This is a genomic window from Fictibacillus marinisediminis (assembly GCF_023149135.1).
Lineage (GTDB): Bacteria > Bacillota > Bacilli > Bacillales > Fictibacillaceae > Fictibacillus_C > Fictibacillus_C marinisediminis.
Map to the genome: position 1 here is coordinate 3285277 of NZ_JAIWJX010000002.1, position 20320 is coordinate 3305596.

A 20320-nucleotide genomic window follows, 5' to 3' on the forward strand; every position below is an offset into this window, starting at 1 on the left:
CTCCACCTGTTCTTTTTTTCTAGTATGTTCCTGTTTTCAGTATACAATGACTCCCGCCCTAAACATCAAAAAAAGACCGATGCACGAGGCATGCGGTCTATTATATTCAAATCGACACAGAGAACATAACAGCAAGATACAGCACCAACGCTGATCCAGCAGTCAGCAGGAAAACAAATAATGAACGGACACTCTTTCGGATACAGAAAATGGCGGCCAAAAGTAAAAGAAGAGCACCAGCAGCTAACAGTCCTGTAAAGGCATTCGGACCAAGATGTACTGATGTCCCCGCATGCACGCCCTTTTCAATAAACGCGGTAAAGAGCCGTGACGGCTTTTGAAAAGCCAGGGTTTGCGATACATCATGAGGAGGTTCCTGCTGTACCATAACGGAGGTCGCAATAAAGATCAATAGAAGGAACACACTTTCCAGCCTCATCCACCTGTAGGGTGAAAACGACGGATCGCTCGTTTTCCTCCGGATCCAAATCGAGTTGACCAGCGCGTAAAAAATGACAACAACAAGCAGCACATGCTTGATCAAAAGAGCCTGTCCGTAGTTCATCATCCATGAATTATAATATTGCGGAACAATGTAGCTCATCAGCCAGATCCCCGCACCGATGGTCACACCTAGACAAACTAGCGCAAACGGTGTAAACCATTTTAAAAAGACAGGAATCTTCTCACGGTCTTTGGAGAACCAGCTTACGGCCAACAACGTCCCTGTCCAGCCGGTTACGGCAAGAAAGTGGAGAGAATGAGCAGCAAGGCCTCCCCATTCATTCAGCGTTGCGGCATGGCTCGTATAGCCGACAGCAGCCGTGATCATCACCCCGATAAACAAAGATAGCTTAGCAAGAAACCGGTCCTTGGAGACATCATTAAAGTAAACAAGAACAAACAATAGAAAAGAGAGGGCAAGAATAAAGAACCAGCCCTTTCCGATATCAAAGGAAAATAAAATATCATTCAGTGTGGGCCAGAATCCAAAGTCCTTTCCCAAACCTAACGCCAGTTCAAGAACTTGGGAAAAAGCAGCAACAGGTATGAGGAAGATGCAAACCAGCAGCCACTTTTTCTGCATATGAATAAAGGGACGCTTCTCAACAGGCATTGAATATAAAAGAAACGTTCCAATAAAAAGTGAAAAAACAAAATATAATACAGCTTTCGCAACAAACAGCATACGAGAAAAAATCCCCCTGTGTAGTTTTGTATGTACCTTTAGTAATCTACCATAAATTCACAAGAGACACCACTTAGAGGATGCGGCCACTCCGTTGGTTACCTAAAAAAAAGCAAGCTCCTTTAAGGAACTTGCTTTTTAAATGCATACTAGACTCTTTTTTTCATTCTTTTGGCGGTACTGCGAAATTCCTTCAGTCCTTTTCTTGTGATATTGAAATTCTGATCCACGTAGCCTGCTTGCAGCAGTGACTCAGATACTTCCTGGCTTATTGTTGGCTGAATGGATTTTACTTTTTGGTTCAATTCATCGAACGTCGCCCCTAGAATAACGTCCTTTCCAAGGACAGCCACTACATCATTGATGCTGTTGACTGTCCCGCTTTCTGCAGGGGAAGGACCGTTTGCAAATTCATCCGCATCCTCAAGCTGAGCAGATACCTTGTCCGCTTCCATCTGAATCAGCGCTGCTTCCTTCTCTTTTTGCAGAAGGTAATCAATATAATCTCTCTTGTCTTCATGCTCAAGATCTTGACTCAGTAGCAGACGGTCGATGATTTCATTTTGAACCTTTTTTACCCGCTTGAGCTGGTCTTTATGCTCTTCAAGGGTTTGCACCAATTCTTCTTCATTTTTTACAGGGACATTCTCAGCATAAGCCGCTGTACTTTCCATTTTCTTGTTTCGTTTCAAGAGCCCCGGCGCGCTGCCCCCTAATAAGCGGACAATCTCGTTTACCTTTGAGTAAAACAGCACCGCGATGGCAATCGCAAATACGGCTAAAATAAATGATAATAAATCCGAGAAATGAAACGTAAATTTTGCTGTCGCTACTTTAAACATGAGTACCATGCAGAACAGGCTGATCAGTATGATCTTAAACCAGCTGTTTCTGTTTTTAATCTTATCGTCCATCGTTTGTTTCATTCAAATGTTCCTCCTTAACTTCCGAAACCACTGCGTTTGAAAATGAGAACTTAACATCATTTCGTGAGCCATTAAGCATATATGGCTATATATGTATTGTAAACAAAAGGGAATGAATTAGCCAAACGTAAAGAAACCCCATCCCGATTTTCGGGGAGAGGGCAGGGACAAACTGAATGATCCGCAGACTTTCTTTGGACAGCAGAGGCTAGATCAAAACAATTGTCTTATTGCTGCTGATAATTGTTCCCGGATTGTGGCCGTTCTTGCAGATCTCCGAAAATGCGCCCTTCTGATCAAAGTTAAACAAATGAATCGGAAGCTGATAGTCCTTTGCCAGTATCATCGCTGTCTGATCCATGACCTTTAAATTGTTTTTTATGGCTTCTTCATACGAGAGGGAGACGTACCGTTTGGCCTTCTTCTCTACCTTAGGATCACTGCAATATACACCATCTACCCCATGCTTGGCAACAAGCAACGCTTCAGCCCCCATCTCCAGAGCGCGCTGAACCGCTGGATAATCCGTTGAAACAAAGGGCTGCCCGTTGCCCCCTGCAAAAAGAACGATACTTCCCCGCTCAAGGTACTTTATACTTTTAGCACGGTTATAATGCTCTGCCGCTGCGAGAGGTTCTGAGGCCATGACGATGACTTCTCTGTCCGTCAAACTCTTTAGAGCGCTTTTAAGCATTAAGCTGTTGATCACCGTTCCTAACGTACCAATCTCGTCTGCTTCTACCCTGTTCATTCCCCATTGCTCAGCAAGGTTGCCTCTGAATATGTTTCCTCCCCCTATCACAGCAGATACTTGAACGCCAGAGTTCGCTACATTAATCATTTCCTGTGCAATATGGTTGAGTTTTTGCGGATTGAATCCAAAATTCCCTTGCCCAGCAACTGCTCCGCCGCTTAATTTGATCAGTACCTTCTTATACCTCAACATTTCTTCTCCTCCCACTAGGTAAAATCAGCATTTGATCTGATGTTGTCTGTCCATGCATAAAAAAAAGAACCAAATCCCTTAAAAGGCTTTGTTCTTCCTATGGCGGGTATAATTCCATTCGCGATCAAGTATTCTTACATCCATGTGTCCCGCCTCCTTTTTTCTTCTACATTATATTGATGCAGGTTCCAAAAAGTTCATTCGAAAAACTGCAAAAAAAATAAGACATACTACTATGTCTTATGCGGATGCTAATTTTCTTTCGTTGCTTAGAACCGTAATTACGATATCCTGGGTATTGGTCCCATCACATACTGTGCAGCCATCTGTACCATGGTGCAGAATGTTCAAGCAGTCTTTGCAATATTTCATGAAGCATTTCTCCTCTCTTGGTCGCTAGCTCATCTACTTGCAATATACCCTAATCTCTGGGAGTAAAAACATGGTGCCAGGCACCCGCATTACACAAGTGTGTAATTGCGGTGCCTGGCACCATGTTTTACTTCGTAGTTAATACTCCCACTGCTGCTTCTTTTCTGTTTTGAACCTTCACCTTTTTCCGTTCAGCATTAAACACCAGGTTTAAAACAATCGCTGTGAGGCTTCCGGCTACAATCCCGTTATCAGTTAAGATTCGTACAGCCTGCGGAAGCTTCGCAAAGAGATCCGGCTCCACTGTTACTCCCAGGCCAAGCCCGACGGAACAAGCGATAATCAGAAGATTTTCCTGTTTGTTAAAATCCACATCACTCAGCATTTTAATTCCAGAAGCGACCACCATTCCGAACATGGCGACCATCGCACCTCCCATAACTGGAGCTGGAATCAAGGTCGTCACTGTTGCAACTTTGGGGACAAGACCGAGAACAATCAACATGCCTCCCGCTGTATAGATGACATTTTTCGTACGGATGCCCGAGAGCTGAACGAGACCTACATTTTGTGAATAGGTCGTATAAGGGAAAGCATTGAAAACCCCACCCAGCATAACAGCGAGCCCTTCCGCACGGTAACCTTTTGTCATCTGTTCGGGGCTGATCTCTTTGCCGCAGATTTTCCCTAAAGCAAGGAATACACCCGTTGACTCAATCATACTTACGATCGCCACAAGAACCATCGTCAATATGGCGCTGGCATGAAACGTTGGAGGACCGAAGTAAAAAGGTTTGACCATATGGAACCAGGAAGCATCCGCAACAGGTCCGAAATCCACTTTACCCATGAAACTGGCAGCAACCGTACCTGCAAGAAGTCCGAGCAAGATGGAAACCGCCCGGATAAAGCCTGTAAACAATCGGTACACAATAATGATAAACGCAAGAACGCCGAACGAAAGCATCAGATTGTCCGGTGAACCGAAATCTTTGCTGCCCTGCCCCCCGGCCATATCCTGAATCGCGACAGGAATAAGCGTTACACCGATAATCGTTACAACTGAACCCGTAACAACCGGAGGGAACAGTTTAATGATCTTGCCGAAAACGCCAGCAAGCAGCACAACAGCCAGTCCTGATACCAGGATTGAACCATAGATCGCAGAGATCCCATACTGAGACCCAATTGCGATCATCGGTCCGACGGCAGTGAAGGTACAGCCGAGAACAACCGGAAGGCCGATTCCGAAAAATCGGTTATTCCAAACCTGCAAAAGGGTTGCCAGCCCGCATGTCAACAAATCAATGGAAACCAGATAGGCGAGCTGTTCGGTTGAAAGCTTCAATGCTCCGCCAACGATCAAAGGTACGATAACGGCCCCTGCATACATCGCAAGCACGTGCTGAATGCCGAGTGAGAATAACTTGCCGTTCGTCATTTTCATAAACTCCAAGCCTCCTGTCCGTTTCTGGTGAACGTAATGGAACCATTGGAAAGAGAAGCGACTCTTGCCAACGACTCAACCCTGTAACCTTTTTTCAAAAGCTTCTCACGTCCGGACTGGAACGATTTTTCAATTACAATGCCAAACCCGGCTACTTCTGCTCCAGCTTCTTCTACAAGGTTCGCCAAACCGAGTGCGGCTTCTCCATGTGCAAGAAAATCATCAATCACGAGGACCTTCTCACCCGCTTTTAGCCATTTTTTCGAAACGGAGATTTCATTTTCTTCTTCTTTCGTAAATGAATAGACTTTCGCTGTCAAAAGATCACCATTCTGGGTCAGCGATTTGCGTTTCCGGGCAAATACAACCGGAACACCAAGCTCAAGACCGGCCATGACAGAAGGTGCGATACCTGACGATTCAATCGTAAGTACTTTTGTAATGCCCTCGCTTCGATACAGGCGAGCGAACTCCTGGCCAACCTTCTGCATCACTTGAGGATCAATCTGATGATTCAAAAAGGAATCCACTTTGAGCACCTGATCCGAAAGCGCCTGTCCTTCTTTTAGGATTACTTCTTCAAGAAAATTCATGATATATCTCCTTTACGGTTTACTGACAAAAAAAGACCCGGAAAAGCGCCTCCCTACGTGAGTGAAGCGTTTCTCCGAGCCATCATATGTACCCGAAAGGTAAAAAATCGAAAGGTTTCCACCTGCAGCACGTGCAAATAAAAACAGAACGATTTAAGCGACACCCGTAGTCGGATCATTTACGGCAATCCGGTAGAGACTTGCAGGCCATATCCCTGCTATTATACGAGTCTATGAAGTTAGACACATTATAAAATAATTTCCTCAAAAAAGGAAGTATCGTTCGGAAAAAAAGTGAAAATACCAAAGAATCGCTTTGTACAATATAAAAAAGTTTGAAAAATCCAAACTATCTAATTTAAAAAGCCGGCTCAATTCTAACAGGACGAGCCGGCTTCCAACCTATTATTTCTTGATAACCCCGCAGAGCATTCTGTCTCCGGAATTTCCGGTAGGATCGGTCTTGTAGTCATCCGCCTTGGCATGAACGACAAGGGCAGTGCCACCCTCTTTCAGGAGGGAATTGCTCTTGCCTTCCTGAAGGGTAACGAGGGAAGACATGAGGTCACCTGTCGCTTTACCGGATGAATCTGCTTTTATATTCTTCAGATCCCCCACATGCGGGCCTTTCGGGTTTTTGAATCCATGCATTTTGCTTGTTGGATTAAAATGCTTTCCTGCTGATTCAAACTTCGGCGCTTCACAAACCCCTTTTTCATGAAAGTGGATCCCGTGTTCACCCGGCGTCAGCCCTGTGGCCTCAACGTTTACTTTAACCCCTTCAGCTGCCTGCTCCAGTGTTGCCGTACCGGCTTTCTTGCCTTTCGCATCCATCAGCTCCACCGTAACTGGCTTTGTCTTTGCCATGCTGGATGCTCCTTCTGATTTTTTTTCACTGTTCATATTATGATTCTTATGATCCTCCTGGCCGGTACTGCCGCACGCAGCAAGCAGCATACAGATCATCAAGACGCTCAGAGCCATGGTCCATTTCTTCATAAAAAACTCCTCCTTAATAGTAAACTCATTTAAGTGATGACCTAGTCATCTCGTTTATGTAATGACCTAGTCTCACTTAATGTGATGACCTAGTCTCACTTTATGTGATGACCTTGAAGGAGGATTTTTAAACCTTTAAGAACCTAAATAATCCGTTAGAAGGACTTCTTCGTTAATTTTGCCGCTGACTTTCGAAACCTTGTATCCTTTGGCATGGGGCCTTGAACTTACTGCTTTCGTAAGCTCTCCATTCATAAAATGAAGTGCTGCTCCGTCGTCAGCTGCATACCCTTCCGATAAACCATGCAGAATGAGGTCATGATACGAAGGCCGTCTGTCCTTTTCCCCGTCGTAATGAGGGCAGTTGCTTCCTTTCAGAATCCCGAGACAAGATATCTGGGTCAGCTGGCCTGGGATGGAATCGGTGACTCCTTCTTCAAACCAGCAAAGCGACCCGGCACTGATGCCGGCAAGGACAATGCCCTTTTCATAGGCTTCTCTCAAAATATGATCCAGCCCCCACTCCCTCCATAAAACCATAAGATTTCTAGTGTTGCCCCCTCCAACGTACATCACGTCCTGTTCAAGAACAAAACCTCTAAGATCGGCAGATGGCGGCTTGAACAGTGAGAGATGAGATGGAACACACTCATGCTGTTTAAAGGCTTGATAGAAACGCTCTATATAGCCTTCAGCATCACCGCTCGCTGTCGGCAAAAAGCAAATCTTCGGGTTTTTCTTCAGAGATTGCCGCAAGATATATTGATCCAAAATAGGGTTTTCGGGTTCCATGGAAAACCCGCCCCCGCCCAATGCTATGATCTGCTTCAACATCAACGCCTCCTTATGTTTTTAAATCCTCTATCGTTAATTTTTTTATTCACCAAATAGGCTAAAGAAGATCATCCCGAATAAACGGATGCTGCCTTGATTTTTCATTAATAAAGTCCATTTCAATATGGTTTGTCAGCCCTGTTCCAATGTCTTTTAATTTTGAGTTCAGTGATTCGTCTCCCTCTCAAGACATAATTCTTCTGCCTTCATCTTATCAAGAAAAGGAAGTTATAGAGTTAACTTTGTAAGAAAAAAACCACCTCTATTAGAAAGACGGTTTATTGGAATTAAATATCCCTTCGCAGCGCCTTCAGAACGTCCACCTGGGTGGCTCTTACTGCTGGCCGCAAACCGGGTATCAGGGTTACGCCAAAACAGATAGCGATGCAGATCAGCGGAAGCGTTACGGGAATAAAAGTTCTCAGACGGTTTTTCATGAAAAAATTGATGGATCAGAACAGGAAGAAACATATTGACACCATAACTAAAAAGATAGGCAATTAACGTTCAAAAAAAAAAAGCACCCAGTAATCCGATAAAGCGGCTCTCCATCAAGAAAATCTTTTTGATGACTGCCGGATGGGCTCCGATGGCTTTCATGATGCCAATGTCTTAGGCCCTTTCAGTGACTGCCATTGTCATCGTTGAAGATGCCAATCGAGGCAATCAATACGGCTACCGTTCCAACTGTAATCAATCCGATCTTTATAATCAGGAAAACGATGTTAATTTCCTTTAATTCGTTTTGTGCGGAATAGGTACTGTAGGCCAGCTTCTCAATCTTTTTAGATACGGCTTCTACTTCACCGGCATCATGGGTGTAGACTTTAACCTCTGTAAATACATTGTATTTTTCATCAGTCGCGAGTTTTGCGGGTCGTTCATTATTAACAGATTTCCCCAATGTCAATCCTTCCCTTGAACCTTCAAACTTCCTTAAGATTTTAAAAGTTTGTGGTAGGATAATAGAAAAGAAAATGAAGGGAAATGAGGAGATCGTATGTTTAGATGGAAAAACAAAGAAGGGTTGACAGCCCTTGTAAAAGAGCTTGTGGAAATTCCGAGTATATCTCAGCAGCCGGCAGAGATTGCGATGGCCGAACATCTCTATTACACGCTGGGGTCTCTCGATTATTTCAAAGAAAAACCTGATCATTTGCAGCTTCAGCCTATGCCTGATGGTCGAAAACTATTAACCGCTTTTGTACAGAACGGCTCACACGAGGATACCATCATCCTTCTTAGCCATTTCGATGTCGTCAATGTGGAAGATTTCGGTGATTGGAAGCATTTAGCTTTTCGGCCTTTTGAATTAACAGAACAGTTTTACCAAGCTGATACACTGCCTGATGGTTTAAAAGAAGAAATAGAGGAAGAAGATTGGCTGTTCGGACGGGGAACCATGGATATGAAAGCCGGTGTTGCCCTCCATATGTCTATGGTCGAGCAAGCAGCACACGGTAAATTCCCAGGAAACATCCTCATGGTATCTGTACCCGATGAAGAAGTTAATTCTGCGGGAATGCTTGCTGCTGTACCGGTATTAGAGCAGCTGAAGAATCAGTACAGCATTACGTACAAAGCCTGTTTGAACGGGGAACCTGCTTTTACCCGTTATCCCGGTGACCAGAACCACTATCTTTATACAGGGACGGTAGGCAAAATCTTGCCCGGATTTCTTTGTTATGGCCGCGAAACACATGTTGGCGAGCCTTTTGGCGGTTTAAACGGAAATCTCATGGCCTCAGAAATTACAAGAATGCTTGAGTTGAATATGGACTTTTGTGAAACGATGGACGATGAAGCGATTCCTCCTCCAACCAACCTCGTTCAAAAAGATTTAAAAGATCATTATTCTGTCCAGATTCCGCATGTTGCCGTGACCATGTTCAATCTGCTTATGATGGAAAGATCATTGGGGGATATCAACACGCAGCTGTTAACACTCGCCAAGAAAGCAGCAAAGCAGATAGAATCCTTTTTATATGAGCGTTCCCTGCAATATTCGAAACTTGTCCCTTTTGATGTAAAAGAAACCTCCATATCCGTTTTCACTTTTCAAGAACTGTATCAGCGTGCGGTCAAACTGCACGGGCAGGATGAAATCACAAGGCGTGAAAATTATATCCTATCCAACCATCCTCATCTGGATGACCGCGATGTTACGACCATGCTGGTGAATGACCTGGCAAGCTTATGCAAGCAATACGCGCCGATGATGGTTTTGTTTTATGCTCCGCCTTTTTATCCGGCTGTCTGTTCCAAGGATGATGCACTCATTCAGCAAACCTCCCGTGAAGTCATTCAGTTTGCGAAAGAAAAGCATCAGATCACTCTAAGAAAACAGAATTATTTTGCCGGGCTTTCTGATCTAAGCTACATCGGCTTACCATTTGAAAAGAACGAACTAAAACCATTGCTTGAAAACATGCCGGTATTCGGCGAGCGGTACAAGCTGCCGATCGATGAGATGGCAGCAATGACAATGCCGGTTATGAATCTCGGTCCGCTGGGACGTGATGCGCACAAATGGACAGAACGGCTTCATGTGAACTCGTTCGTTCAAACACAGGACTTGATTTCCTATACCATTTCCAAGCTGTTGACAAATGAATAGTAAGGTTTAATGGCATGTTTTATCCTGTTCATGGCAAGAATAGCAGATGGAGTCATTTTCAGCTTTAACGAGCCATGTAAAAGAATTTATGAAAACGAGGAGAAAATATGGCCTGCTATAGTGAGTATGAAGCATTAAAAGACGTAATTCTTTGTCAGCCTAAATTCATGAAAATCCGGGAAGTCATCAACGAAACTCAAAAATATTACGCAGATGAAAACATAGACACTGAAGTAGCCATGCAGCAGCATAAGCAGTTTTCCAAAGCATTGGAGGACAGAGGGATTAAAGTCCACCAGCTTCCTCCTCTTGAAAAATATCCGGAGCAGGTGTTTACCCGCGATATCGGATTCACGATCGGCCACACCCTCTACATCTCTGAGATGGGACGGGAGATCAGACAGGGAGAAGAAAAAGTATTAAAAGAATGGATGAATGAAGAACATATCACCATTAAAGACTTAAAGAACGACAGCATTGAAGGCGGTGATGTCCTGCTGGACCGCAAGACGGTCTTTGTAGGCGTCAGCCACAGGACGAGCAGGGCGGCGATAGAAAGCCTGATGCAGCATGAGTCTGATTACAATGTTATTCCGGTGCCCTTCAACGAAAAATACTTGCATCTGGATTGTGTATTCAACATTCTTTCACCTGAGGAAGCGATCATTTATCCGCCCGCTTTTCATGAAGAAGAACTCAAACTACTAACTTCAAGATATAAAACGATCGAGATTAATAAAGAAGAGCAGTTCACGCTTGGCACAAATATTCTTTCGATTGGCAATAAAACGGTTCTTGCTCTGCCCGTCAACAAGGAGATTAACGCAAAATTAAGAGAAAACGGTTATGAAGTGATCGAGGTTGATATATCTGAAATCATAAAATCCGGCGGTGCCTTTCGATGCTGCACTCTTCCACTGGACCGTAAAAGGGGCTGTCCAAGAAGTCTGTAAGCTGTTGATTTCCGTTCCAGGCTGCTCGCTTTCCGCGGGGCGTGCGGTGAGCCTCTTGGTGCAAGCACTGGCGGGAGTCTCACCTGTCACGCTAGTCCCGCAGGACAAGGAAAGCTTCGGCAGCGTTATATCGCACGAAGAAAATGTGAAGTTCATTTTCGAGGAGTCTCGCATCTTCCACTTCAATTAACTTTTCATTGAAGATTTTTCAAGCCAAAAAGGGGCTGCCTGAAGGTCAATTTTCGACTTTCTGGACAGCCCCTTTGTTGCTTTCTTATTCAGCGTGCAGACGTTCGAGCCAATCGTTATCCATTCTTGCCACACAGGCGGTGACCAGCTTAACCGTATTTTCAAAATCATCTCGGTGCAGGATGCTGTTGTGGCTGTGGATGTACCGGGTAGGAACGGTGATGGATAAAGCGGGAACGCCCTTGCCATCAAATTGAGCTTCTCCTGCATCCGTTCCTCCATCTTCAAGAGTAGCCAGCTGATAAGGAATGCCTTCCTCCTCCGCCACTTGAATCACAAAGTCTCTTAATCCTTTATGCGGAATATGATAGTTGTCTTTTAAAATAATAGCAGGACCTTTTCCGTTTTTTACAAATCCCCTGTCTCCAGGTACATCATCAGCAACCGTTACATCCACAGCAAACATCACATCAGGCGAGATGGCTGCTGCAGAGGTTTTTGCTCCGCGGGAGCCAACTTCCTCCTGAATGGTCCCTACGCCATAAACGGTATTGCTGTGTTCCTGATTATGCAAGGCTTTCATGACTTCAATAGCTGCAGCACATCCAATCCGGTTGTCCCAAGCCTTCGCTGCTAAATATTTAGGGTTTTCCAAAACAGAAAATTCAGTGTCAGGAACAACAGAGTCTCCAGGCCTTACACCAAACGCTTCCGCTTGCTGTCTGCTCTCCGCTCCAATGTCCACAAACATATCCTTTATTTCTACCGTTTTCTTTAAGTTGCGGACATCCGGAAACTTAAAGCCGAGGATTCCCGTTAGCTCTTTCTTTCTCGTAATGACTTTTACACGGTGAGCCATCATATTTTGCATCCACCAGAAGCCAAGGGCCTCCACTCGAAGAAAACCTTTCTCTGTAATATTGGTGACCATAAATCCGACCTCATCCAAATGGCCTGCGATCATAATACGCGGCCCATCCGAATTCCCCTTCTTCTTTGCGATCAGGCTTCCAAGATGATCATGGGCTATTCGGTCAGCATAGGGAGATATGTAGTTTTCCATCACTTTTCTGGCAGCTCTCTCATTCCCGGGCACACCGGGTGCATCTGTTAAATCTTTCAGCATCGTCAGCAGTTGATCCATTGCTGATTCACTCCTCTTTTATTTCTATCATTCATCAGCTTTTTTAATAGTAAGACTTTTTTATTAAATATACCACACAGTCTATTTTATTCCCATAAAAATTCCTTTTAAAGTAAAAAAATAACTTAATGTCACTTCGACTCGTATTTTGTAACATTTTGAAATATAACTGTAATATTATTTCACGAAAATAACCGGTTTTTAAGTGATATAATTACTTTTGTGATTTATAGATTGGTAACATTTGCACATTGAGGGGGACTTATAGTTGAAAAGTAAGATTTTAACAGCGACTTTATCATTAACCATTGGACTATCCGGATTTACATATACAACAGCATCCGCTGAAACATTAAAAGACATTCAACAAAAGCAAGCTGAAAACCACATTGAAAAATCAAAGAAAAACAAACAAGTCAAAGAGGTTCAGGGTGAACAGGACCAGCTTCTTAAAGAGCTGGACAAGCTTGAAGCTTCTTTGAAAAAAACAACTGGCGATATTCAGACAAAGAAAAATGAAATCGCTGAAACAAAAGCAAACATTGAACAGCTTCAAAATGAAATTGCTGTCCTGGAAAAACGAATCGAAGAACGCGACGCCCTATTAAAAAATCGTGTCCGTAACATGTATGAAAATGGCGGTGCCGTAAAATATCTTGACGTTCTTCTCGGTTCCCAAGGATTCGGTGATTTTCTTGACCGTATGATCAGCCTGAATATCATTGCCGAACAAGATAAGACAATTCTTGAAGAACATAAACGCGACAAAGAAGATGTCGAAAAAAAGAAGCAGCAGGTTGAATCCCAGCTTGCCTCTTTAAACAGCAAACTATCAGATTTGAATTCTCTTAACAGCCAATTAAAAGACAATAAAGCCAAGAAAAACAAAATCATGAAAAGCCTCAGAAGTGAAGAGCAGCATCTTCATGATGACATTGGCAAGCTGGTAGAAAAAGACGCACTTCTTGCTGATCAAGAGAAAGCGATTAAAGCAGAGATTGCCAGAGCAAAAAAAGAAGCAGCTGAACGCGCCCGCCGTGAAGCAGCAGAAAAAGCGGCCGCAGCAAAACGTGCAGCACAGCAAAAAGAAGCAGCTGAACGTGCAGCAAGGGAAAAAGCGAAGCAGCCTTCCCGCCATTCTTCACCGGCGCCGGCACCTGCTCCTGCACCAGCACCTGAGCCTTCTTATGAAGCACCGAGTGCGGCAAGATCTTTCATCTTCCCGTCAGCTGGCTATGTAACTTCTCAGCTCGGTTCAAGATGGAACAAGTTTCATGCCGGGATTGATATTGCCAAGGCTGGCTATGTTCCGATTCATGCTTCTGCATCCGGTACAGTAGCACGCTCATATACGTCGTCTACGTATGGTAATGTTGTATTCCTGTCTCATTACATCGATGGACAGCTTTATACAACAGTTTACGCACATATGAGAGACCGTGCAGTGAGCACAGGACAAACCGTATCCCAGGGCCAAACTCTTGGACATATGGGCAGTACAGGACATTCTACTGGCCAGCATCTTCACTTTGAGCTTCACAAAGGTCCGTGGAACGTAAACAAAACCAATGCGGTTAACCCGCTTCCTTACATTCAATAAAACGATGAAAAAGAACTGGCTGAAAAAATTCTGCCAGTTCTTTTTTTGTGTACGGAAAAGCCCACCCGGTTTTTGCTGCCGGGCGGACTTTTCACACGAGTAAACGGCGCAGCGGATGACCTGTATATTCTGCCATCCTTCTGAAGTTCGGCCGGATGATCTGTCTTGTGAGAAAAGCAGATGTCGTCGCTCCGGGCCTTCTTCTCTGATTGAGTACATCAATAAACTCTCCTAGCATTCCTGCTCCTATACCGTGGCCAAAAAACATCCCATTTCCTAAATCAACGAGATTCTCACCCTGCCACTGCGGTGTTGCCGGATGAAACTCAGGATTTTGGATATAGCGGATATCTCCCGGCAGCGAATCTCCCTGGTAGACTGACGTTAGCTGAAGATCCTCATCATGCTCTGTGCTCCATAACAAAAGACCTTTGAACAGCTGGTTAAACGTCGATGGCCCGATCGTTTCCAACAGCGCCTTATAGAGAATAATCATCATGGCAGTCGTACACTCGAATCCGTATTTTCTCCCCTGGACGAAGATATCCGTAATGGCATCCGCCGGTGTGACATCGGGCCTTAAGAGAAATCCGCCGTACGCGGTCAGGATCCAGAAGTTACGGTTAGCTTTCGCTGTTGTGAACGTCGCAAACCTTGCTCCGCTGTCTTTTAGTGCATAAGCTGATGATACAATGTTGGCACGATAGGTAATCTCAAACTGGAGCTGGCGGGGATTATCATAAAAAAAGGACTCTCTGCTGTTCAGCAGTTTGAGGGCAGTTCCGCGCTGGGCCTCTGAAAATTGTCCTCTCCCCGGTATTTCTTCTATTGAATTCAATTGCGTTCCTTTTACATAGATCAACTTTAGCCCCCCTGTTCACACAGGATAATATACAAGATATGGGGACACATGGAGAAAGGTGATTACTTGGCCCAGTGCGATAAGCCCGAAAAACAAAAAAGAGGCGCTATGCCCCTTCTTGATTAATAAATTTAAAGTTTGTAGATCCGGTCACGATTTTGTCCTCTTTCTCTTCCTCTCTGTCTGCTTTTTCCCTCTGCCTTCCTGATTCAAAGTGCGTCTGCAATCCTTCCGTCACGAGATTAAAGGAATAAATCGCAATTCCGAACATGATAACAGGGCCAAGTGCGATCAGTGGATGAGCGAATATGTTCTGATAATACTCACCGATCAGCCCTGACCATTCATTGGATATGGATTGCGGAGGGATATCACAGAACGGCGCATAACAGACATCCGTTCCCCCGATAAACAGCTGAAAGTAACCTAAATGCGCAAAAATAATCAGTGCTGAAACGCATTGCTGTGTAACGACAATGAATAATTTTGGCAGCAGGTGAGGTACAACATGCTTCATGAAGATTCTCAGCTTTCCCGCTCCAAGCACCTGTGAACTTTGGATAAATTCTTCTTTTAGCTGAGCGGTTATCATATTTCCGATCATCACACTGACCAGGGGCACGACGAGAAGCGTAAGAATGCTGACCTCAAGGAAAATTCTCATAAAAAAACTATAGGTGAAGTATTCTTTGTCTCCGGAAAGCTGCTCCGTCAGCACAGGCTGCAGCAAAAAAATAGCAAGGATGGTCAAAGGGACGTAATAAAAGGAGCTTAACAGTTTCTCCAGACCTTTTCTTGCCCAGAGCGGAAAATAAAAAGCATACGGAATGGCGATAAAAAAGGCGATCACCACGCGCAGCAAGGCGATTAATATGGCAAAGGGAATCGTGTATTTGGCACCCTGCACTACTTTTGCGAACATATCATAACCCTGCCTGTCCGTTCCAAAAGGCATTTCAAGGGAGGCTGGCAGCGGTGCAGCTTTAACTGCCTCGTCTTTTTCGTTGTACAATACAACTACTTTTTTAATGTTGCTGTCAAAGACAAACTGATGGACAAGGCTTGAACCGACAAGGGCAGCCAGTACAAAACAGCCGATCCAAAACTTTACGCTTCTGATCATGCCCCCACCTCCTGCCGTATACGGATCGACAACAAGAATTCAAGGAATGCGAAGAAAACAAAAAACGGGAATGCAATAAAAATTAAGACTACTGCCATGATTTCCGGCCTGAAATCCGAATAGAGGTAATACGTGATCCCATTGATGTTAAAGATCCATTCCACAAGCAGCAGATTTGAGATCATAAACCAAAGAACCGTTTTGGAAAAATGAAAAAGCGTTTCGTGAGTATTTCTCGTCACATGAAACAATAAGACATAGATTTTCCTTAGCCCTTTTGCCCGGCTGAATTCAAAATAGGGTTTCCTGCTTTCTTCCTCTGACAGCAGAACCATCATCTTATAAAAATAAATTAGCGGCAAAATGGTCATACACATGATGGGAATGACATAAATCCGCTGTTCCCCGACAGAAGCAACATCTGATAAAAGAATATTCGTCTGCTTATAGAAGAACACGATAAATATCTGAACGAGGGCAAATACGAGCAGATCGGGAAGAGACTCTAGAAATGTCAGCAGATTTTTAATAGCAGCTCTGATCTGTTCGGGCAATATCATCGTCAGCCATGCCAGAAGCTGGGCAAGAAAAAATGCCAGAATAAACGAAGTAAGCAGTATGATTAATGAATAAAAATAAGGATCCACAAAATCCGGGAATAATGGCCGTGAATGTTTGTATCGTATGTATTCCAAATGTCCTGGATGAAGCAAAGACGTACCCACTTCTTTTACTTTTCCCCAATATAAAGGCAGGCTCTTTGTTAAGAATAGAACCGGCAATCCACTGATTAAGATGATGGAAACAACCGTCAGCATAAATTGAATCAGCATTTTTCTTACAATCGCCATTCTATCCCTCCTTTTTCTTTTAATAAATAGACATTTAATATTTCATAATTGTTACAATCTTAACATAAATAAGCATTTATTTTGTCGGTCATCCCTTAAAAAAGTAAATTTCCCACAACTTATTGTCTATTCGCTTAGATCTCGTTTATTTTTAACATTTCTTGACATATTAAAAAAGATGATAATTTCAAGGAGAGAATAGTATGATAAGAAAAAAATACAGCATTGCCTTGCTTGCTTTTATGATTTTTATGATGATACTGCCCATCCATTCGGGAGCTACCAGTGAGTTTCCGTTCACAGTTTATCCCGTACCCGAAAAAGGAAAAATTGTCCGATGGTCAAAAGTAGACAAGCTCCTTCCAAAAGGAAAAAAATTCAAGGTCATTGATCTGGAGACCGGCTTTTATTTTTCTGTCCAACGCCGGGCAGGAAACAAACATGCGGACGTTCAGCCCTTAACCTACAAGGATACAGCCGTCTTGAAGCATCTTTATAACGGAAAATGGAGCTGGCGAAGAAGAGCGATTTTGATTCCCGTAAAAGGTAAAATGCTGGCCGCCTCCATGCATGGGATGCCCCATGGACACGGTGCCCTGCAAAATGGATTCCCCGGGCATTTCTGCATTCACTTTGCCGGCAGCACCACCCACAAGACGCGGAACGCTGACCCCTCTCATAAAATGATGATCTTAAAAGCAGGCGGCAAGCTTGATGATTATGCCCATCATGCGAACCCCCATCAAGTGGTAGAAATGTACCTGCTGGCGCTAAAAGAAAACGATCCAGATTTGATGAAGCCTGTCTTGCCTGAGAAAGGTAAAGTGCGAAAAGAACTGCTGAAGTCAGCGCGCAGCATATCAGCCATTCATTACGACATCCGCGGAAAGGAATCACGCAAGCATCTGGCCGTCAAGACCATTATTCCCGTTAAAACGGTGATTTTTCGGAAGAATGTGGGGGCAGAAAAAGCCCAGCTGTACATTACTGTGGCACGGTTATCTCCATGGTCTTCCTGGAAAATAAGTGAGGTTGAGTGGGGGGAATAGGGGTTATTCAGATGGATGTAAAAAATAAATTTTATCTTTAAAAGATCCTGACACTGGAAGATTCATGGAACATAACATCTTGTGTGCTATTGAAGAGGAAGAGATCAGGAGGAATTGTCTAAATTGGCGGTTATTAATTGCACTGCCCAGGAGTAATTCATCGTCAACCAATGCCAAAAGGTGAGCATCTTTTGATGTAGCCAGGCATTTCGGGCATATCCACTTTGCCTGCATTCTCTTCATCGGTAAATAACCACAGTCGGGGCAGTGAACCCCTTTTAACAGTTCATCAGTTATCAAACCGCTGCAGTAAATCAATGCCTAAAGGCGTGTGCTTTTTACTCATTTGTCGTAGCAGCTTTTTTATCAACTTGTCTATTGTCTGTTAGGATCGGATTATGATATAACGTTTCAAAATCATTTACTTTTTTGGACAATTTACCACTGTGAATGACCATCTCAAGGTGTTCTGCTTGATTATCTCTAGAATTTTTAATTAAGGTGTAGGGACTGCTGATGATAACGAGGCTTTCGAGGGGGATTTGGTGAAGGTGAAGGTGATGTTGATGTTGATGTAGCCAGGCTCTGAACTGCTGTTCATGTCTCTGTATTTGCAGGATAGGATCAGGGAACGCCTCCTCTTTTTCGTCGGTGATTCGTATTAATTGATTAAACGTTTGGTCAAAAACAAGAGTTCCAGAGATGTTTTTTATCTCTAATAACAAAATGAATTTCAATGAGACTATAAGAGTGTCGATTTGAAAATAACGAACTCCGTCTGACAGCCTTACATCATGAAGAATGTAGTATTCCTCCTCCGGCAGAAAACCTAATACGTAATCAATAGACTCTTCTCCTCTGTAACCGGCCATATATTTAGCAAAACTCGCCTCAATATCCTTTCTCTGAGGATGATGCTGCGGAAGCCGTCTAAGTAAAGCGTTTAATTTTCGAATAATAAGCGGCATTTTCCGTTCTTTAATGATCAAAAATGTCACTTCCTTTATAAAAATTATACACGGCGGAGATTTAGCGAGCTAAATCTCCATCGGCAAAAATTGAAATTCAGATTACCCGCCAAAATGGGTGATTTACCCGCTGAAATGCTCCCTTTACCTGCCAAAATCATAAAATACCCGCCAAAACAAGACTTTTACCCGCCAAATTCAGATTATATCAACTAGATCACGACCCAACACAAACCCAGGAGCTACTCAAAAACTTCTCTACTCCACCCCATACTTCTTCAGCTTGTCATACAAACTGGTTTTCCCGATTCCGAGGCTTTTCGCGGCCTGAAGTTTGTCGCCATGATGCTCCCGTAATGCCGCTTGCAGCACTCTTTTTTCAGTATCCTCGAGTATTTCCTTCAGGCTTTTCGCTCCCAGTGCCATGACCGTATCTTCTTTTAAATAATCGGGAAGGGCGTCCTGTGTGATCCACTCTCCCTGGCACATGTGAACGGCAGCTTCCATCACATTTTCAAGTTCTCGGGCATTTCCCGGCCAGTTATGCTTGGTGAAACGGCGGGTGACGTCCTCATGCATCCCGAGAATTCTTCTGCCTGTCCGCTTATTGATTTTTTGGAGAAAATGCTGTGACAGCTGCTCGATGTCTTCCGGCCGCTCGCGCAGCGAAGGAATATTAATCTGGATGACGTTGATCCGGTAAAACAGATCTTCACGAAACCGCTGCTCTTCTACCATCTTCTCTAAGGGCTTATTTGTAGCAGCGAGAACACGGACATCGACTTTTACCGGTTTGACACTGCCTACTGATTCTACTTCTTTTTCCTGAAGAACACGAAGCAGCTTGACCTGCATGTGCATCGGCATATCCCCGATCTCATCCAGTAAAAGCGTTCCACCGTCTGCCAGCTGGAACTTCCCTAGCTTTCCGCCCTTTTTTGCTCCGGTAAAAGCTCCTTCCTCGTACCCGAACAATTCGGATTCGAGCAGCTGCTCAGGGATGGCCCCGCAGTTGACTTTGATGAACGGCTTATTGCTCCTCTCGCTGAGCTGGTGGATGCTGTGTGCGAAAAGTTCTTTACCGGTCCCGCTCTCCCCGCGTATGAGCACGGCAACCTCGCTTGTCGCGACCTTTTTGATTCGGTCTTTCATAACCATGATCTGTGTGGATTTTCCCACAATATCATGCAGAGAATACTTGGCTCCGGTATTCTCCTCCTGCACGTTTCGGTAATATTCCAGCTCCGTTAAGAGATTTTTAATGTGGGAATTCATCGTACGCCATTCTTCGGTATCACGATAGGTGACCGTTCCAACTGCCCCCACAGACTCTCCGTTCCGGAAGATTGGAATGCGGTCTGCGATCATGTAATTTCCCTCGATATACTGAAGATCGGCTATCTCTTCTTTTCCGGTTTTGGCAACGATATGCATCCGTGTATTTTCTATTACATCGGTGACATGCTTCCCGATCGATTCAGTTTGATTTACTTTTATAAAATCACAATAAGCTTTATTGATATACGTGATGACTCCACTCGCATCCACGACAACGACACAATGGAACGCATTATCAAGGACCGTCTCGAGGAGCTCGTCCTTAAATTGGTTTTCTGTAATTAACAATCTTGCCACCTCATTATTTATGAAAGAAGCCG

The 20320-nt window shown here is 44.0% G+C and carries 19 protein-coding genes and 1 riboswitch; of the genes, 4 read left to right on the forward strand and 15 right to left on the reverse strand.

All coding sequences use genetic code 11. The annotated features are described in order from the left end of the window. Nucleotides 1-106: 106 nt before the first annotated feature. The 9 genes from LCY76_RS17560 to LCY76_RS17595 form a co-directional block, all read right to left on the reverse strand. Entirely contained in the window at nt 107-1189 is a 1083-nt protein-coding gene (locus LCY76_RS17560) for a copper resistance D family protein (protein WP_248253686.1), read from the reverse strand. Nucleotides 1190-1338: 149 nt separating this feature from the next. Next, nucleotides 1339-2115 (reverse strand): hypothetical protein, encoded by a 777-nt coding sequence (locus LCY76_RS17565; protein WP_248253687.1) that lies wholly within the window; start codon nt 2113-2115, stop codon nt 1339-1341. 208 nt (nt 2116-2323) lie between these two features. Further along, nucleotides 2324-3061 (reverse strand): UMP kinase, encoded by a 738-nt coding sequence (gene pyrH / locus LCY76_RS17570; RefSeq protein ID WP_248253688.1) that lies wholly within the window; start codon nt 3059-3061, stop codon nt 2324-2326. Nucleotides 3062-3301: 240 nt separating this feature from the next. Then, nucleotides 3302-3433 carry a hypothetical protein gene (locus LCY76_RS23910; RefSeq protein ID WP_255357545.1) on the reverse strand — a complete coding sequence of 44 codons (132 nt, stop codon included), beginning with the start codon at nt 3431-3433 and terminating at the stop codon, nt 3302-3304. 127 nt (nt 3434-3560) lie between these two features. Then, nucleotides 3561-4880 carry a nucleobase:cation symporter-2 family protein gene (locus tag LCY76_RS17575; RefSeq protein ID WP_248253689.1) on the reverse strand — a complete coding sequence of 440 codons (1320 nt, stop codon included), beginning with the start codon at nt 4878-4880 and terminating at the stop codon, nt 3561-3563. Beyond that, nucleotides 4877-5473, reverse strand: a complete 597-nt coding sequence (locus tag LCY76_RS17580; RefSeq protein ID WP_248253690.1) for a xanthine phosphoribosyltransferase — start codon at nt 5471-5473, stop codon at nt 4877-4879. Before LCY76_RS17580 ends, LCY76_RS17575 begins: the two co-directional genes overlap by 4 nt. Before the next feature lie 147 nt (nt 5474-5620). Continuing rightward, nucleotides 5621-5722, reverse strand: a riboswitch (purine riboswitch). 156 nt (nt 5723-5878) lie between these two features. Continuing rightward, nucleotides 5879-6472, reverse strand: coding sequence for a superoxide dismutase family protein (locus LCY76_RS17585; RefSeq protein WP_248253691.1), 594 nt, complete (start codon nt 6470-6472; stop codon nt 5879-5881). A 135-nt stretch (nt 6473-6607) separates the two neighbouring features. After that, a complete protein-coding gene (locus LCY76_RS17590) occupies nt 6608-7303 on the reverse strand; it encodes a Type 1 glutamine amidotransferase-like domain-containing protein (protein WP_248253692.1) in 696 nt (231 codons plus the stop codon). Nucleotides 7304-7928: 625 nt separating this feature from the next. Next, the gene (locus LCY76_RS17595; protein WP_248253693.1) at nt 7929-8210 is read right to left on the reverse strand and encodes an ABC transporter permease family protein; all 282 of its coding nucleotides are present in this window, start codon (nt 8208-8210) and stop codon (nt 7929-7931) included. A 96-nt stretch (nt 8211-8306) separates the two neighbouring features. Here LCY76_RS17595 and LCY76_RS17600 point away from each other — a divergent pair, with 96 nt between their 5' ends. Together LCY76_RS17600 and LCY76_RS17605 are read left to right on the forward strand one after the other, a co-directional pair. Continuing rightward, the gene (locus tag LCY76_RS17600) at nt 8307-9923 is read left to right on the forward strand and encodes a M20/M25/M40 family metallo-hydrolase (RefSeq protein ID WP_248253694.1); all 1617 of its coding nucleotides are present in this window, start codon (nt 8307-8309) and stop codon (nt 9921-9923) included. A gap of 107 nt (nt 9924-10030) precedes the next feature. Then, nucleotides 10031-10876: a dimethylarginine dimethylaminohydrolase family protein gene (locus LCY76_RS17605; protein ID WP_248253695.1), complete on the forward strand. Its 846-nt coding sequence runs from the start codon at nt 10031-10033 to the stop codon at nt 10874-10876. 274 nt (nt 10877-11150) lie between these two features. Here LCY76_RS17605 and LCY76_RS17610 read toward each other — a convergent pair whose 3' ends face one another. Beyond that, on the reverse strand, nt 11151-12209 hold the full coding sequence (locus LCY76_RS17610) for a M42 family metallopeptidase (protein WP_248253696.1): 1059 nt from the start codon (nt 12207-12209) through the stop codon (nt 11151-11153). Between the two features lie 268 nt (nt 12210-12477). On the opposite strand from LCY76_RS17610, the gene LCY76_RS17615 reads away from it, so the two are divergent. Next, nucleotides 12478-13809 carry a murein hydrolase activator EnvC family protein gene (locus LCY76_RS17615; RefSeq protein WP_248253697.1) on the forward strand — a complete coding sequence of 444 codons (1332 nt, stop codon included), beginning with the start codon at nt 12478-12480 and terminating at the stop codon, nt 13807-13809. 91 nt (nt 13810-13900) lie between these two features. Here the strand turns inward: LCY76_RS17615 and LCY76_RS17620 are convergent, their stop codons facing one another. The 3 genes from LCY76_RS17620 to LCY76_RS17630 form a co-directional block, all read right to left on the reverse strand. Then, the gene (locus tag LCY76_RS17620) at nt 13901-14671 is read right to left on the reverse strand and encodes a protein-glutamine gamma-glutamyltransferase (protein ID WP_248253698.1); all 771 of its coding nucleotides are present in this window, start codon (nt 14669-14671) and stop codon (nt 13901-13903) included. Nucleotides 14672-14777: 106 nt separating this feature from the next. Next, nucleotides 14778-15794: an ABC transporter permease gene (locus tag LCY76_RS17625; protein ID WP_248253699.1), complete on the reverse strand. Its 1017-nt coding sequence runs from the start codon at nt 15792-15794 to the stop codon at nt 14778-14780. Continuing rightward, nucleotides 15791-16645, reverse strand: coding sequence for an ABC transporter permease family protein (locus tag LCY76_RS17630; protein ID WP_248253700.1), 855 nt, complete (start codon nt 16643-16645; stop codon nt 15791-15793). The genes LCY76_RS17625 and LCY76_RS17630 overlap by 4 nt, the downstream gene beginning before the upstream one ends. 203 nt (nt 16646-16848) lie before the next feature. Here LCY76_RS17630 and LCY76_RS17635 point away from each other — a divergent pair, with 203 nt between their 5' ends. Next, nucleotides 16849-17694 (forward strand): hypothetical protein, encoded by an 846-nt coding sequence (locus tag LCY76_RS17635; RefSeq protein WP_248253701.1) that lies wholly within the window; start codon nt 16849-16851, stop codon nt 17692-17694. Between the two features lie 338 nt (nt 17695-18032). On the opposite strand, the gene LCY76_RS17640 is transcribed toward LCY76_RS17635, so the two are convergent. Beyond that, nucleotides 18033-18683, reverse strand: coding sequence for a nuclease-related domain-containing protein (locus tag LCY76_RS17640; protein WP_248253702.1), 651 nt, complete (start codon nt 18681-18683; stop codon nt 18033-18035). A 237-nt stretch (nt 18684-18920) separates the two neighbouring features. Continuing rightward, nucleotides 18921-20288: a sigma-54 interaction domain-containing protein gene (locus tag LCY76_RS17645; protein WP_248253703.1), complete on the reverse strand. Its 1368-nt coding sequence runs from the start codon at nt 20286-20288 to the stop codon at nt 18921-18923. Nucleotides 20289-20320: the final 32 nt, after the last annotated feature.

Coding starts and splice junctions, on each gene's coding strand:
- LCY76_RS17560 (WP_248253686.1), bottom strand. CDS start 1,189: ATGCTGTTTGTTGCGAAAGCTGTATTATATTTTGTTTTTTCACTTTTT.
- LCY76_RS17565 (WP_248253687.1), bottom strand. CDS start 2,115: ATGAAACAAACGATGGACGATAAGATTAAAAACAGAAACAGCTGGTTT.
- pyrH (WP_248253688.1), bottom strand. CDS start 3,061: ATGTTGAGGTATAAGAAGGTACTGATCAAATTAAGCGGCGGAGCAGTT.
- LCY76_RS23910 (WP_255357545.1), bottom strand. CDS start 3,433: ATGAAATATTGCAAAGACTGCTTGAACATTCTGCACCATGGTACAGAT.
- LCY76_RS17575 (WP_248253689.1), bottom strand. CDS start 4,880: ATGAAAATGACGAACGGCAAGTTATTCTCACTCGGCATTCAGCACGTG.
- LCY76_RS17580 (WP_248253690.1), bottom strand. CDS start 5,473: ATGAATTTTCTTGAAGAAGTAATCCTAAAAGAAGGACAGGCGCTTTCG.
- LCY76_RS17585 (WP_248253691.1), bottom strand. CDS start 6,472: ATGAAGAAATGGACCATGGCTCTGAGCGTCTTGATGATCTGTATGCTG.
- LCY76_RS17600 (WP_248253694.1), top strand. CDS start 8,307: ATGTTTAGATGGAAAAACAAAGAAGGGTTGACAGCCCTTGTAAAAGAG.
- LCY76_RS17605 (WP_248253695.1), top strand. CDS start 10,031: ATGGCCTGCTATAGTGAGTATGAAGCATTAAAAGACGTAATTCTTTGT.
- LCY76_RS17610 (WP_248253696.1), bottom strand. CDS start 12,209: ATGGATCAACTGCTGACGATGCTGAAAGATTTAACAGATGCACCCGGT.
- LCY76_RS17625 (WP_248253699.1), bottom strand. CDS start 15,794: ATGATCAGAAGCGTAAAGTTTTGGATCGGCTGTTTTGTACTGGCTGCC.
- LCY76_RS17630 (WP_248253700.1), bottom strand. CDS start 16,645: ATGGCGATTGTAAGAAAAATGCTGATTCAATTTATGCTGACGGTTGTT.
- LCY76_RS17635 (WP_248253701.1), top strand. CDS start 16,849: ATGATAAGAAAAAAATACAGCATTGCCTTGCTTGCTTTTATGATTTTT.